A 14,288-nucleotide genomic window follows, 5' to 3' on the forward strand; every position below is an offset into this window, starting at 1 on the left:
CAAAGGCGCACGCATGACACCTCCTGACAAGACAACAACAGACATCACGCCGACAGACATTCCGGGCACGATCGCACAAAACCAAAGCCGCTTTACTGTAAACTGGTTTTACTGCCTGCGCTGTCTGTGCGCTCAGGCCTCACTCAGCACTCTGAGCATGATGATTGTCTTCCTGTCCGGAGCGGTGAGCAAAACAGCCACCCCCGCGTCCATCCCGGCTTTTGCTCTCGCGGCGATTGTGATTGCGCCGGTGTTCGAGACTTTTATTTTCTTTTTTCTGCCCTACTGGTTTTTCGGAAAATTTATTAAAAACCAGACGTGGCGATGGGCCTTGTCCTTTATAACAACGGCTATATTTTTCACGCTAGACCACCATAGCCGTGGGCACGGCATTACCCCACAACGGAACTGGTCCATGGCGCTGGCGGTCGGGCTTGTCGGGTCGGTCTGCTTTTTTGCCTGTTTTTATCTGACCACCAAATCCCGCCGCGGCAGCCCCTTCTGGACCACCGCCTGCTGCCATGCGCTCTATAACACCGGCGTTTTCGCCATTGTGATTTTGCAGATTGCACTGACAGTCCAACATTAAGCAGAAAAGCCGTTTTTATAACTTGGAGCTTTTCAAAGCTCCCGCGTATGCTTCATCGCACCAACAAACAAAAACAGGCTCAATAAACAGGCCATAACCGCTACCCCCGCCCCAGCCGTTATGCGCAATAAATACGCACCGTGCAGGCAGAGCATGAACGGCACACATGCCGTCACCACACCCGACGCTGCCAGCAAAAATCGAACCCCACGTTGACCCGGCAAGCAGAACGCCGTGACAACAAACAGACAAAACACACTGTAATAGACAGTGGAAACTGCACTATAAGTACCTCCAGAAGGCAACACTGGCACAGCGCAGAACACGGCAGAAAGACCTGCCACACAGCCTATGATGCAGCCGCTTGTCAAAGCCGCCAGAAATTTTGTGCCGCGTGTTTCCACCACGGCACCATTCTGCCGCTCCCGCCGCCTCCGGCTGACAATCCAGAGTTGGTTTCCCGTGTAAAACAGAAACGCCCCACCCAACCCCAACAGCACATACCCGCAGCGCACAGGCATCCCGCCATAACTGCCAAAATGCAGCGCAAAAAAAGAAGTCAGAATAGAGAATTTTACAGGTTGATGACCCGGCATATACTCGCCGGACTGTACTGCTCCGGTATGAGCGTTGAGCACAACAAACCCGCCCGTCGGCCCCCGTGTAGGGTAGCGCGCATCATGCCCAAACACACGCACCACATCTCTACCGTGTGCAAGCTGCCTATAGTTCAGCGTCTCTGGTACAAATCCCGGAGCCTGCCGCGCCATAAGCGCAAGAATGTCTGTCGGCGCCAACACCGGAGAAAGAGTAGGCGCGGCGTTGGTCGGGGCAGAAACCATGAAAGAACCCGCCACACCACCGTGCCGAGCCGCAACAGGGCGCGCAAACAACAGATGTTCAACCGTGAAAATCTGATCATGAAAAGCAAAAACAACGGAGGAAACCGCCATAACCAGATGAAAAGGCAACGAGAACAGGCCCAGCAAGTTATGTAGATCCAGCCAGCGTTTGCGCACACTCTGGCCCAGACGCACCGCAAACAGCGTTTTGAAGAGCGCAGGCAGATACGCAATAACGCCTGACACAAGAGCTATGGTATAAAGCAGAGCGACAAGACCCATCAACACCATAGCGGGCGTATGCGGCAAAGGCAGCCCAACCTGCTGGTGCAGAACATCTATAAAATGCGCTGCATCAGAATCTGTTTTGGGAACAACGATAAGGGATCCCTCCCCGTCCAGACCCGCCGCCATAACCGGCGTCGGTGCACGGTGCGCCTGCCCGCCGCTACCACCCCATGTCACGCGGGCATTCTGCCCATCCTGCGGGGCGACAGTAATGGTATAGTCCGTTCGGGCTTCCGGGTAGGCCGCCAGCACTTTCTGCAAAAGGTCCGGCGTGTGTTCAAGGCTTACAGGCGGCGGGAGGGCAACAGGAGAAGAGGCCCAGTATTGCAGAGGCTCCTCAAACATCGTGATAGAACCGGCATAAAACGCCACAAACAAGAATAATCCGGCAATAACTCCCACCCAGCTATGCACATCGCGGTAAAGCTGCACAAAATCAGCGCGCAGTTTCATGCCATGACACTCCGTAGCAGAGAAAATAATCCCCACGCCGCACTATTGGCTAAAGCCAGAACGCCCCATGCCTGCCACCCGGAACGAAAAAGAAAACAGCCGCTTAACACGACACTCCAGACAAGAGCGGCCATCCACATCAGATATTGGGCGGATGCTGTGCGTGGGTTGCCATCAGTATGACACACCACCCCCACAACCCCCATCATCCCACAGACCAGAAGTGACCCCAGAAAAACCGAAGCCAGAACCTTAAAAAACCACTGATCTGTGCTGAATTTTCGCACCTCTCTACTCATGATGCCCCTTGCCTCCGGCGCAACAAAGCCACGCAGAGCGGCAGGAACGACCAGACGCTCATCAGGACAACCACCAGTGCAAACACGCTGGTCAGCACACCTGCCACCTGACAAAACAGCCATAACGCCATCACTGCGGAAACGCCTGCCAGTCCAAGCCCTGTTCTGGCAGGCAACGCCTTGCGCACCATCATTTGACGCGGGGCGGACAAATAAACGCTCACCCCAGCCAGCACACTCCATAAGACGGCCAGAATACTTACTGAGACGTCAAAAATAACAGAATTCACCAGCGATATTCCAAGCGACCAATTACACTCCGCCCCTGCCCGTAATAGCAGGCGGAAATAGCAGTACAGGTCGCTACAAACCGCTTGTTGGCAATATTGCGCATGTTGATGGAAAAGGTCAGCCCCTTCCACTCTGGTCGCGCTTCTGCAAAATCATACCGCAAGAACATGTCAAACACCGTATATCCGGGGATGGAAAGCGTATTGGCAGTATTCCCGTAACTATGCCCGGTATAGCGCACGCCGCCGCCAGCGCCCACACCGCGCAACAGCCCAGAACGGAAGCGTTTGTCCACAAACAGGGAAGCCATCCATTTTGGGGCCTGCGGCAGATAGTTCCCGACCTGAGCCGCAAAATTGGACCGCGTAATTTTGGCATCACTCCGCGTGCCGGTAAAAATAACTGAGGTATCCCACACAAGATTTGCGCGACCCTCCAGTTCCAGACCCCGCACCCGGCCCTTGCCTGTCTGCACAAGGCAGGTCGCCGTGCCGCACTGTGTGCCTTCCGGGTCCGGCGTGGTCATGTTTTTCTGGGTAATCTGGTAACCACCAAAGGTAATATAGATGCTTTTACCGTACTGATAACGCAACCCGGCCTCATACTGGTCCCCCTTGGTGGGTTTAAACGGCAAGCCGTCCCGCGCGGTGGATGGGTCAGACACCTGAGGCTGGAAGGACTGCGCATAACTGAAATACGGGGCTAGTCCGTTATCAAACAGATACACCGCCCCTGCCCGCCAAGTGAAGGCATCGGATTTTGTGATATAGCGTTTTTTGGTCAGCACATTCAGAGTATCGTCCCGCGCCCAATCCTGCCGACCGCCAATGGTAACACGCAGGCGGTCAAACTTGAGCTGATCCTGAAAATAGACGCCATTTTGCTGACTTTCCGTAGCGGTATAAACCTGTGGCCCCAGTGCGCTTTCATATCCCGCCGCCCCACGGGAATGCGGATCAAAAATATTCAGCAGAGGAGCAACAAGGGAGGAATTGACCAAATCCCGTGAATGGTTCCAGTCAGTATAAAAATAGTCCGTGCCCGCTAACAGCAAATGCCGCACCGGACCGGTTATGACATGCCCTTCAATCTGTGTATCTGTCGCTACGCCCTGTGAACGCCCCCGTCCTTCCACTGCCCGGCGGTTAACGGTTTCTCCCGCCACGCAGCCTTTCAGTGATGGCGGGCATTTGCCCAGCGTGTCACCAGACAGAACCGTGGCGCGGTAAAGAGTATCCAGATAGGTATAGCGGGTGTTATTCCGCACCGTCAGATATTTGCTGAATTTATGCTCCAGAAACGAGCCAATCAACGCCTGATTACGGTCAAACGTGTCCCAGTCCGGCTCTCCGATATTGGCATCGTTCTTGATATAGCGACCATGAGATGGATACAGCGTGCCGGTAGCAGGCAGGAATTGGAAGGTGGAGCCGCCCTGATCGCGCTGATACTGGGCCAGCAGCGTCCATTTGGTGTTGAGCGTGGGCTGCCATGTCAGACTTGGAGAAATATAATAGCGCCCGGTATTGACGCTATTCACCTGTGTACCGCCATAGCGCGCCAGAGCCACCACCCGGCCCATGACCGTGCCGCTTTTATTCAGCTTGCCGGAAACATCACCCGACGCCTGCCCCTGCCCATTATTGAGGTTGGTAAAACCCGAGCCCTGCACAAAAAACTCACCCTCACTTTTGGCAGTCGGACGTTTGGTGACAAGATTGACCACGCCCCCCGGTGCCGTCTGACCATACAGCGCACCAGAGGGGCCTTTGAGCACTTCAATCTGTTCCAGCGCAAAGGGGTCAAACGAGGTCCGGGTCCATTGCCCCCCGGACGGTAGGCGCAGGCCATCCACAAAGTTGTTGTTGGAGGAAAACCCGCCTGCGCCAAAACCACGGACTGAAACTTCATCCACACGGCTATCAATACCAGAGGGTTCCGCCTGCACACCGGCTGTGTAGGACAAGGCGTCCGCCACGGTGGGAGACGCCCGGAGTTCAATTTCTTCTCGGCTGACAATAGAAATTGTCTGAGGGGATTCAATAATGGGCGTACGGGTTTTGGTGGAGGCCGAGGCACTGGAGCGGCCTGTTGCCGTAACAATGACGACTTCCGGATTGGCACTGGCCTTGCGGGTGCGGATATTCTCTACATTTTTTTCCGTATCGGACCGGCTTTCCGGCACGGGCACGGTTTCCGCCATTGCGCTGGGTGACGTGGCCACCCCCGCCAGAAAGAGCACGGGGAATACACCCGTCACAGAACGCGAAATTCTCATAACGACCTTGCCGCCTGCCCATACGTTACCGATATGTGCCGCTTACATGATAATGAGAATTATTGTCAAGTAGAGATGGTGCGCAGGCTCTTAACGCAAGTTGTCTGCTGCCTCACATGGAAAATCATGACCATGCCGAGACCGTCTGTTCTGAGATTTTGTTCTGAAAAATACAGGCAAAAACTCCCTTGCGATGGCCACATCAAAAACACGCAACCTGCCATGGAGTGTGGCCATAATGCTTGAAGGCGACCGTATTTTTGTCAACAACACGGCCGCCCAAGTTTCTTATCGTCTAGTGTTTTCAGTCTTGCATTAGTGGCTGTCAGCCGGAAGAGCGTAGACAACCAGCGCATCACTCACAGGTGTCATCATAAAGTGATGTCCGCCTGCCATAATGGCCACATACTGCCGTCCATTCACCTCATAAGTCATCGGATTAGCCTGCCCACCACCGGGCAGCACGTCACTCCACACATCCTTGCCGGTCTTGATATCAATGGCTCGAATTTGATTGTCGGTCGCTGCGGCAACAAACACCAGACCACCCGCCGTCACAACAGAGCCCCCGTTATTAGGCGTGCCAATATTCAAAGGCAGACCAGTCGGCAGACCCCACGGACCATTCGCGCGTGCTGTGCCCAGTGGCCGCTGCCATAGGACCTTCTTCGTCTTGATGTCAATTGCTTCAATCATGCCATAAGGCGGCTTGTTACACATCATGCCCGTAAAGCGATTCCAGAACGGCTCCACAGACACACCAAAAGGTGTTTCCGCCATAGCACCAGCACCTTCGGCACCACCTGCGGACGGATTGAAGCCGGGCGCGTCAACCGGCATCAAGCCCTGCTTCACAGCCTGTTCACGGGTCAGCAACTGGTCATACATCGGGGTATTGTTCCAATTGGCAATAACGATACCCGACTGAGGATCATACGCCATGCTGCCCCAGTCCGAGCCGCCGTTATAACCGGGATATTCGATTGTCGGACGGTGCAGGCGCGGCGGCGTGAACTCCCCTTCATAATCAGCCTGCCGATATTTGATACGGCAGAACAGCTGATCAATGGGAGACATACCCCACATGTCGCTTTCCTTGAGCGGCGGAAAACCGAGACGCGGGAACGCGACCGACCAAGGCTGCGTGGCAGAGCGAGGGTCACCCTGCACTGGTCCCGGTGACGGAGCAGCCCGTTCCTCAACCGGAAACTCTGGCAGCGGCTTGCCTGTGCGGCGGTCCAGCACAAATGTCTGGCCGCGTTTGGTAGGCACAAGCATGGCAGGCGTCACGGTGCCATCCGCTGCCTTGTAGTCAAACTTCGTCACCTGAGAACCGATATCATAGTCCCAGACATCTTTATGGACTGTCTGGAAAACCCACCGGGGTGAGCCTGTCTTGACATCAAGCGCCACGACTGACGATGAAACAGCATTCTCCTGATCTGACCGAAGAGCACTATAATAATCCCCGGCCGAATTGCCTGTCGGCACGTAAACAAGCCCGAGTTCATTATCACCCGTCATCGCAGCCCATGAATTAGGCGTGCCACGACTATAGAATTTGCCCGGACCGGGCTGATGATGATCTTCAGGGTTGTTAACGTCCCACGCCCAGACAAATTTGCCCGTCTCAGCATCATACCCGCGAATAACGCCACTGGGTGCCCACCGCCGCTGGCCATCAAGCACTTCATGATTAACGACCACAATGCCGTTAATAACAGGCGGCGGAGTTGTCATGGAGACAAAGCCCGGAACCGATTCACCCATCCCCTGCATCAGGTTAATCTGGCCGCCAAAACCAAACGCCTCACAGGATTTTCCCGTTTCCGCATCCATCTCCATCAGGCGCATGTCCAGCGTGGAGGCGATAATACGATTATGGCAGGGCTGCCCTTCCTGAACGGTGGAGGACGTATAGTACGTCACACCCTTACAGGCGGCAGTATAGGGGATCGACTGGTATTTGACCCCGGATGCATGTCTCCAGATTTCCTTCCCCGTCGCGGCATCAATGCGCATAACGTCATTCAGGGCGGAGCACATATACAGAGAGTCTCCCACCTTGATGGGTGTCGTCTCGGCTGCCCATTTATTCTGCTGGCCGGGAGCAGGCTTGCTGCCTGTATGATAAACAAAAACCCGCTGTAATTTCCCCACATTTTCCGGCGTTATCTGAGCCAGAGGGGAATAGCGATTCTGCGCATCACCGCGACCATAGGCGGGCCAGTCCGCCGGGGCAGGATTTGCACTGGCCTGCGGTACCATTGGCGGGATGTCGGCAGCGTTTATTTCCGGATTATCCGGCAAGTTCGCTGCATTGACCCCCGGCGCCTGCGGTGCTGATGGCGGCGGTGCCCGAAACTTTTCGGGTACGTTCTGCTGGTCATTCATGGTTTCAGAAGGCGCACCGTCTGACGTCCTGACCTGAGCCACAGCGGGCTGGAACAAAGCACCGCCCAGAAGAGCCGTCGTTGCTAACGCTATTGATTTACGCATGGTCAAAGCTCCCACTCCGCAGGTCCTGATTTTCCTGCCGACGCAGGAGCGGAAGGCAGGCCACAACCAATGCCGCTATAATCGTCGGGCCGAAATCTCTGGGCAGCCAAGCCCACCAGTCGAACCCGACTTCATAAATCGTCCACAGAATTGTCGCAGCCCAGCTTGCCAGATAGAGCCACGCGCCACGGATGTCCCCGCTGCCCAGAAGATACCCGGACAGCAGGAGTGCGGTCCCCATCAGCACATAATACGGGCTCCCTCCAAGAAACAGGAGATACGCCCCGCCGAGAAAGAGAACCAACCCCAGCAACGCGATAAGAAGACCGAGAAGCGGCACCAGTATCCTGCCTGCTCCCGACGTTTTGGAAAAACTGACCATCATACTATTCCATTCACAGGAAATTATTTTTCAACCTTTAAAGCAAAGCTCTCATTTACTAAGCCTTTAAGTTAAAACTATACAACAGTATTCGTTAGGAATTATTTTCACACATTCTAGAGAGAGCAAAAAATCCATAACCAGTTATAGTCTTGGCTTGGAGTTTTTTGGCATCGTGTAACACGCTCATTCCCTTTGGGCGTTTATACCTTCTGCCGCATCGGCCGCCCGCCACTGCACCCACCCTGCCACTGCCAGCGCGACAAAGGCGGCGTAGAGGCCCGCTGTCAGATACAGCTCGCGCACCACAAACAGGCCAGTATAGAGCACGTCCACCACCAGCCACACGACCCAACTTACCAGATAACGCCGGGCCATCCACACCTGCCCGAGAATACTGAATGCACTCAGCAGCGCATCCAAAATGGGATTAGGGTCATCCGTCCAGTGCAGCAGGGCGGCCCCCATAAGCAGTCCGGCAACAAGGCCCAAGGCAACACCGCCCACCACCGCATTACGTGGGGGCTGCACACTCCACACTGCGCCGTCATGCGCCACACCGCGCAGCCAGCCCCACCAGCCATAGAGCGACAAGGCCGCAAATACCCCTTGCAACGCTGTATCCGCGTAGAGATGCGCCTGCCAGAACACCACGCCATACAACACGGAAGCAACCAGCATAACCGGCCAGCACAGCATGAGTCTGCGGCCCGTTAGCCACACGCCTGCCGCGCTGAACAGCACGGCAAGCACTTCCAGCAGACTCATTGCGGAGCAGCCGGAACGCGGGCCAGTTCAGCAGGTAGCCAGTCCAGCAGGTCACGCCCCTCCGCTGAGGCAAACCAGCGGGCATGGTCCAGAAGATATTCGGTATAGGCGACCTCGGCGGATGCCGCGTCCTTCAGCAACGTGCCGAAATACGCCACTTCCGAAAAAGCAAATTCCACATGCACCAACGGCATAAACGCCACCAGCAAGGCGCGCTCTACAGCACTCAGCCGCCGCACACTCTGGTAGCCTTCCATTACGGCCCGCATCTGCTGATAGACCACAACACCCGGCGCGGGCAGGTCCAGCCACTTCACCCCACTGCGCTCCAACGCTACGGCGAGATCAAACACCGCACAGGTGCGGTCTGCCATGCCAAAATCCAGAACGCTGGTAATGCCCGCCTCATACCCCGTCGCCCAGAGAAGGTTGGAACCGTGCCAGTCCCCGTGCCCCCAGCAGGGTGTTACATGCGCCAGCAAGGGGCGCAGTTTTGCATGAAACGGCTCCAACACGGCCTGCACATCCTGCTCCCACGGGCGGCCTGCCAGTTGTGGGGCCAACCCCGGCTGCTGCGCGCACCATTCCCGCAAGGCAGGCAGAAGGTCCGCCTGCCCCACAGCCACCATGCTGGAAACCAGCGGACAGGTGTTACCTCGCGCCGGGGCGTCAAACCCCTCCGCCGCCTTGTGCAGCCGCGCCAGTTCAGCTCCAGCCACACGCGCGTGGTCAGCAGACTGATAGGGCTGCCACGACATGGTGTCCCGATACAAATCCTCCCCATGTGCGGGTAGAAAAAGCTCGTACGTCCAGATGCCTTGCGTAACCGCCGTGGTCCCACTGCCTGTGCTCAGCACCGTGCTGACAGGAATGGAACGCTCCCGCAGATGCTGCATAAAGGCGTGCTCTACCTCCAGCGCGGCCACGCTCCGCAACTGCGCATGGTGGCGTTTGACCACGACCGTCTTGGCGCCAACGCCTTTTAGCAACACAATCCCCGCAGCGGAAAAAGGCCGCATACTATGCCAGAGGATAGCCGTAACAGGGGGCAAAGAAGGATAATGCGCCAGCACGGACGCCACTTCCTCCTCTGTTAAAGGTGGCCAGTCGCGCTTGTCCTGCACACCATGCACACCAAACTGGCCGGGCGCATCGGCCTTTGGTGACTGAGGGGATTGGCCGCTAAAAAGACGTGCGAGAATACCGCTCATAACGGTCAGAACCCCGTGGACGCGGTAAATAACGCAGCAAACCCACCGCCGATGTAATAATCCGGTGCACTGCCAGCAAGAGTGCTGCCGTAGCGGCCTGTTGTGCTTTTTGCATTCAGCGTTGGGTCTGCCACGCCGGACAGGTAATGCTGGTTGCTGATATTGATAAAGTTCATACGGAACTCCGGCTTGTGCAGCATGGCCACATCAGAAAGCCGGTAGCCCACGGCCAGATTGCCTGTGACATGGTCGGACATCCGTTCATCATTCATGAACGTAGCATATTGATGGCCGGTATATTTGAGGGTCGCGGTGCCAAAAAAATGCCCGTCATCGTAAGTCAGCCCGGCTGCGGCCTGAAGTGTCGGGCTGCGCACAGCCGTTTTACCGCGTGTGGGCAGCAGATCACCATTAGAGGCAATGTCATTATCAATCGTGGCATGCAGATACTCACCGGACACATAGGGGCTGAAATGGTGCCATGGCCGCAAACCAAACTCCACATCCACGCCCCGGCTGGTTTGTCCACCGGCATTCAGGGTAGATTGCACGAAGGACCCGTTTTCTGAAACCAGTGTAGCAACCTGCCTGTTTGTAAAATTGTAGTTAAACAGAGTAACGCTCCCCACAAACCTGTCATCCGCATAACGGTAGCCGAGGTCTTCCGAGATGGAATACTCGTTCTTTACATGCGTGCTACCCTTGGTTTCCGTCTGGCCGGATGTCGGGTCAAACACATCATACAAAGCAGTTTCCGCCGGGGTGCGAAAATTGGTGGTTGCGCTGAAAAAGACCTGATGATGCGGTGTAATCTGGAAACGGGCGGCCAAACGCGGCAGCGGCACCTCGTTATTTGTATTCGCATGGTAGGCCGCACCGGGCATGGCGTTGGTGCCGGTACGCGTCATCATTACTTCCTTAAAACCGGCTGTCAGCAAAAGCCGGTCATGCAGCAAGGAAATTCTGTCACCCAGAAACAGCGCATTCGTTTGCGTCATGGTGTGGTTATTGGTGCCAAGCAGGGATGACCCATCGGAGAGATGAATCCCGCTGCCCTCTCCACTGCTCCAGATGCTCGCGGCATAACCGGCATCCGAGACAGCAGTAAAACGCTGTTTTTGGTTATCATCTGAATAATCATACCAATATCCGATAACCAGATCATTCACGCCGCGCTTCCATTCCAGCGCAGTTGTAAAGCCGGAACGATAACTGCGCTGTGTGTAATCGGACCGCACGGTGGCCCAACCATTTTGCGTGCTGGGTAACGTCAGCTCATCCGCCAAAGGCTGCGTGCCATTGTATAGGCCGGAAGTGGGCAGTTGCATACCACCAGCGGCGTTGCCGTAAGCTCCTTGGGCGTACGGCGTCGCTTTTAGGGTCAAACCGTGTGCCAGATGCAACTCCACCGGGGCAGCCAGATACAACGTGCGTTCTGGTTGCCGGTAGAGCCGCCAGTAATCCGAGCCACCGGCTGCATCAGTCAGGTCATAATGTGAGGCGAGATTATTCGCGCCGTGAATACCGTCCTGTGCCCAGCTCTCTTTGGAAACCTGCGGATAATAGCTGTCAATCGCCTGATTCCATGAGCCGAGCAGAGAAGCCGTATTCCCGCGCCCCCAGTCCTTTTGCAGTTTGAAGTCCACATGCTGGCGCACATCCCGCCCCGGCCCGCGCCAGTTATCCGTGGCACCATGAGAGTAGGACACAAAGCCGCGCAGACCAGTCTTGCCAATCTCGCCGCTATCCAGACGGATAAACTCGCGGTTGGTGTCATAGGAGCCGTAAGAGATATCCACCTGCCCCCCGGCTTTTTCCGCCGGGGTACGAAAGCGCAGGCTCATCAGCCCGCCAGCAGCGTTCAGAACAGGACTGTCCAGATCGGCCGCCCCCTGCTGGAGGGCGACGCTGTCATAGTTCTCACTATCGGCAAACTGACTGGGGTAGCCGGTATAATAGGCAATATCATTCAGCGGCGCGCCTTCCAGCACATAGCCAATGGCATCACCGTTCAGGCCGCGTACGGAAATATTGGTCTGTGGCGAAAACCCCAGCGGATCAGAAGACGCGACGTTGGCTCCGGGCAACAGCGCAACCAGATCAAACGCCGTGGCGGAGGGAGCCTGACGGGCAATAAAATCCGCCCCCACAACACTAATCGCCTTTGGCGCATCCTGCGGGCGCAGCAATCCCCCCCAGCATGGAGGGCCACTGGATCCGCATGGACCTCCACCTGTTCCGCGCCATGCGCCTGCACAGGACCGAGCGGGCGGGCGGCATTGCGCGGCACATCTTTAGCGGGCGAGCCGGAGGGGGGTAGGTGCTCTTCCGTTACGTTACGTCTGCCGACCACCCGCCTACTGCCGGTTTTTCCTGCCTTTGTCCTGTGCGCGGGATGGTCTACCGCATTACTTTTCTCAAGGCCACGCTCTGCAGCCAGACCACTTGTTTTCGCGCGCTCTGGCATAGTCTGCGCCCAAGCAGAAGCCGTGGCCGCTCCAGAGATAACAACAGTGGCCAGCAAAATCTGCCGTGTGTGCGCGCGCACCCGCATACGGGGTTATCCTTTCTCTCTTCCAGTCTGGCCAACAGGGTAAAATTTCTGCACCAGCGGCTTAATAGTCATCCCCTGTACAAGAATGGTGAAAACAACAACACTGTAACTGACAAACAAAAGCAGTTCCCGCTCTGGTCCACTCGGCAGGCTCAACGCCAGCGCAAGAGAAATCCCGCCCCGTAGGCCACCGCCCGTCAGCACAGCCAGAACCCCAAAGCGTTCCTGCCGCAGAACATATAAAGGCAAGGTGGCCAGAAACACGCTGGCTCCACGCACAAGCACCGCAAGCGGCAACGCCAGACAGGCGGCAAGCATGACAGGCAGGGAAAAACTGAGTGAGAGAAGCTGAAACCCGATGATGACAAACAGAAGGGCGTTCAGCACTTCGTCAACATGACTCCAGAATCCCGCAAGGTCTACGCGGCCGTGCGGAGTAAGAGCCGCCTGCGCAACGGGTGCGCCAAAGATAAGCCCAGCCGCGACAACCGCAATCGGGCCGGACATACCCCATACAGCAGCAACGCTATACACGCCGCTGGCCAGCGTGAGGGAGATCAGCAGTTCTACATGCTGGTCCTGCACAGCCCGCAGGCCCAACACAGCCAGACCGCCCCCCAGAAGCCCAACGAGCAGACCTCCGCCTACTTCCCACAAAAAGGCTTCCGCAAGGCGCGTGGCATGAGCGGACCCACCCTCTATGGCGACACTGAGTGCTACTGTAAAAATCACCACGCCTACGCCGTCATTCAGCAGACTTTCTCCCGCAAACAGAGCCTGTATCGGGCCGGGCAGCCCCAGCCGCCGCAACATGCCCACAACGGAAACTGGGTCCGTAGGGGCCAGAATAGCGCCCAGCACCACACACCATGGGAAAGAAACGGAAAACCCCAGCAGGCTGAATACCACCCAGATGCCCAGAGCAAACAGCAAAACCGCCAGAAACGTGCCCAAAACGGCCAACGCAAGCACGGAATATCTGCGCCCCCACAAGGCCCGCACATCGACTGTCTGTGCCCCGGCAAACAGCAGGAACGCCAGACCACCGTCCAGCAAGGTATGCGGCAGATCAACCTGCGCCAGCACAGCACGGGCCTGCCCCGCACCGGACCATGGCAGCAACGCCTCCGCCAGCAACAGTCCGCCAGCGGCAAATAGGGAAAACAGCAAAATACCGATGGTCAGCGGCAGACGCAACAAGCGTTCGTTAAGCAGGGCAAACAGGGATGCCAGTCCAATAACCAATGCAAATAGGCCCAAAGACGTCACGCGCAGCACTCCCGCAAAACCTGCCTCCTGCTGAGCGGAAACAGCGCATCAAAACATTTAAGGTGCGGTCCGCCGCGTGGGGCTTTAACCGGCTGTATCACTCTGCGATCCCGTCGCTTTGGACTTCTACATCCACAAAAATCTGGTTTGAGATGGAAAGATTTTCCAGCTCTGGCCGTTGCAATGCTTCAGACGCGCTCTGGGTCAGGGCCGCGGTAATGCCCTTCAGGTCTGCCAGCTCCTCCCGCACGTCCGCAAGGATTTCCAGCAGGGTCTGATGGTCTTCCGCTGCTCGCTTGTCCGTTCCACGACTGAGAACCGCACTCCCCACCATGAGTGCTGGTAACGCTACAAGCTGGATACAGTTGCTGATATAAAGCAGCGTATTCTGCCATTGCGGTGCCAGCAGAGGGATAAGCGAGAACAGGAGAAACACATAAACGCACCAGATACTGCCAAACAGCACGGTCATTCGGACTGCGATACTTTCATTCGCCCGGTTCAGCATGTCCCTGAAAGTTTTTTCCACTGTCACTCCCATATCCCTGCCCGCTTTATATTACCC

General features: G+C 56.4%; 11 protein-coding genes and 1 pseudogene. 1 reads left to right on the plus strand and 11 read right to left on the minus strand.

Annotated elements, in window-relative coordinates:
• The first annotated feature begins 13 nt into the window (after positions 1 to 13).
• Entirely contained in the window at positions 14 to 589 is a 576-nt protein-coding gene (locus AD949_RS06335; protein ID WP_048836385.1) for a CPBP family glutamic-type intramembrane protease, read from the plus strand.
• Positions 590 to 621: 32 nt separating this feature from the next.
• Here the strand turns inward: AD949_RS06335 and AD949_RS06340 are convergent, their stop codons facing one another.
• The 11 genes and pseudogenes from AD949_RS06340 to AD949_RS06390 all read right to left on the minus strand — a co-directional run bounded on the left by AD949_RS06340 (position 622) and on the right by AD949_RS06390 (position 14,231).
• The gene (locus AD949_RS06340; protein WP_052944580.1) at positions 622 to 2,172 is read right to left on the minus strand and encodes a PepSY-associated TM helix domain-containing protein; all 1,551 of its coding nucleotides are present in this window, start codon (positions 2,170 to 2,172) and stop codon (positions 622 to 624) included.
• Positions 2,169 to 2,471: a hypothetical protein gene (locus AD949_RS06345; RefSeq protein WP_048836386.1), complete on the minus strand. Its 303-nt coding sequence runs from the start codon at positions 2,469 to 2,471 to the stop codon at positions 2,169 to 2,171. Before AD949_RS06345 ends, AD949_RS06340 begins: the two co-directional genes overlap by 4 nt.
• Positions 2,468 to 2,761: a hypothetical protein gene (locus AD949_RS06350; protein ID WP_048836387.1), complete on the minus strand. Its 294-nt coding sequence runs from the start codon at positions 2,759 to 2,761 to the stop codon at positions 2,468 to 2,470. The genes AD949_RS06345 and AD949_RS06350 overlap by 4 nt, the downstream gene beginning before the upstream one ends.
• Positions 2,758 to 5,040 carry a TonB-dependent siderophore receptor gene (locus tag AD949_RS06355; protein ID WP_048836388.1) on the minus strand — a complete coding sequence of 761 codons (2,283 nt, stop codon included), beginning with the start codon at positions 5,038 to 5,040 and terminating at the stop codon, positions 2,758 to 2,760. The genes AD949_RS06350 and AD949_RS06355 overlap by 4 nt, the downstream gene beginning before the upstream one ends.
• Positions 5,041 to 5,355: 315 nt before the next feature.
• On the minus strand, positions 5,356 to 7,539 hold the full coding sequence (locus AD949_RS06360) for a pyrroloquinoline quinone-dependent dehydrogenase (protein ID WP_048836389.1): 2,184 nt from the start codon (positions 7,537 to 7,539) through the stop codon (positions 5,356 to 5,358).
• Positions 7,532 to 7,924, minus strand: a complete 393-nt coding sequence (locus AD949_RS06365) for a hypothetical protein (protein WP_048836390.1) — start codon at positions 7,922 to 7,924, stop codon at positions 7,532 to 7,534. The genes AD949_RS06360 and AD949_RS06365 overlap by 8 nt, the downstream gene beginning before the upstream one ends.
• A 183-nt stretch (positions 7,925 to 8,107) precedes the next feature.
• Complete coding sequence (gene pnuC, locus AD949_RS06370) at positions 8,108 to 8,689, minus strand: nicotinamide riboside transporter PnuC (RefSeq protein ID WP_048836391.1); 582 nt, start codon at positions 8,687 to 8,689, stop codon at positions 8,108 to 8,110.
• A complete protein-coding gene (locus tag AD949_RS06375; protein ID WP_082064791.1) occupies positions 8,686 to 9,900 on the minus strand; it encodes a phosphotransferase enzyme family protein in 1,215 nt (404 codons plus the stop codon). Before AD949_RS06375 ends, pnuC begins: the two co-directional genes overlap by 4 nt.
• A 5-nt stretch (positions 9,901 to 9,905) precedes the next feature.
• Positions 9,906 to 12,253 (minus strand): annotated as a pseudogene (locus tag AD949_RS06380) (TonB-dependent receptor).
• 207 nt (positions 12,254 to 12,460) lie between these two features.
• Entirely contained in the window at positions 12,461 to 13,723 is a 1,263-nt protein-coding gene (locus AD949_RS06385; RefSeq protein WP_048836440.1) for a cation:proton antiporter, read from the minus strand.
• 97 nt (positions 13,724 to 13,820) lie between these two features.
• On the minus strand, positions 13,821 to 14,231 hold the full coding sequence (locus tag AD949_RS06390) for a hypothetical protein (RefSeq protein WP_244463411.1): 411 nt from the start codon (positions 14,229 to 14,231) through the stop codon (positions 13,821 to 13,823).
• Between the last annotated feature and the right edge of the window lie 57 nt (positions 14,232 to 14,288).

The organism is Acetobacter orleanensis (assembly GCF_001581005.1).
Classification (GTDB): Bacteria; Pseudomonadota; Alphaproteobacteria; order Acetobacterales; family Acetobacteraceae; genus Acetobacter; species Acetobacter orleanensis.

Excerpts from the sequence above, each read along its gene's own strand:
- AD949_RS06335 (WP_048836385.1), top strand. The coding sequence starts at position 14 with ATGACACCTCCTGACAAGACAACAACAGACATCACGCCGACAGACATT.
- AD949_RS06340 (WP_052944580.1), bottom strand. The coding sequence starts at position 2,172 with ATGAAACTGCGCGCTGATTTTGTGCAGCTTTACCGCGATGTGCATAGC.
- AD949_RS06345 (WP_048836386.1), bottom strand. The coding sequence starts at position 2,471 with ATGAGTAGAGAGGTGCGAAAATTCAGCACAGATCAGTGGTTTTTTAAG.
- AD949_RS06355 (WP_048836388.1), bottom strand. The coding sequence starts at position 5,040 with ATGAGAATTTCGCGTTCTGTGACGGGTGTATTCCCCGTGCTCTTTCTG.
- AD949_RS06360 (WP_048836389.1), bottom strand. The coding sequence starts at position 7,539 with ATGCGTAAATCAATAGCGTTAGCAACGACGGCTCTTCTGGGCGGTGCT.
- AD949_RS06365 (WP_048836390.1), bottom strand. The coding sequence starts at position 7,924 with ATGATGGTCAGTTTTTCCAAAACGTCGGGAGCAGGCAGGATACTGGTG.
- pnuC (WP_048836391.1), bottom strand. The coding sequence starts at position 8,689 with ATGAGTCTGCTGGAAGTGCTTGCCGTGCTGTTCAGCGCGGCAGGCGTG.
- AD949_RS06375 (WP_082064791.1), bottom strand. The coding sequence starts at position 9,900 with ATGAGCGGTATTCTCGCACGTCTTTTTAGCGGCCAATCCCCTCAGTCA.
- AD949_RS06390 (WP_244463411.1), bottom strand. The coding sequence starts at position 14,231 with ATGCTGAACCGGGCGAATGAAAGTATCGCAGTCCGAATGACCGTGCTG.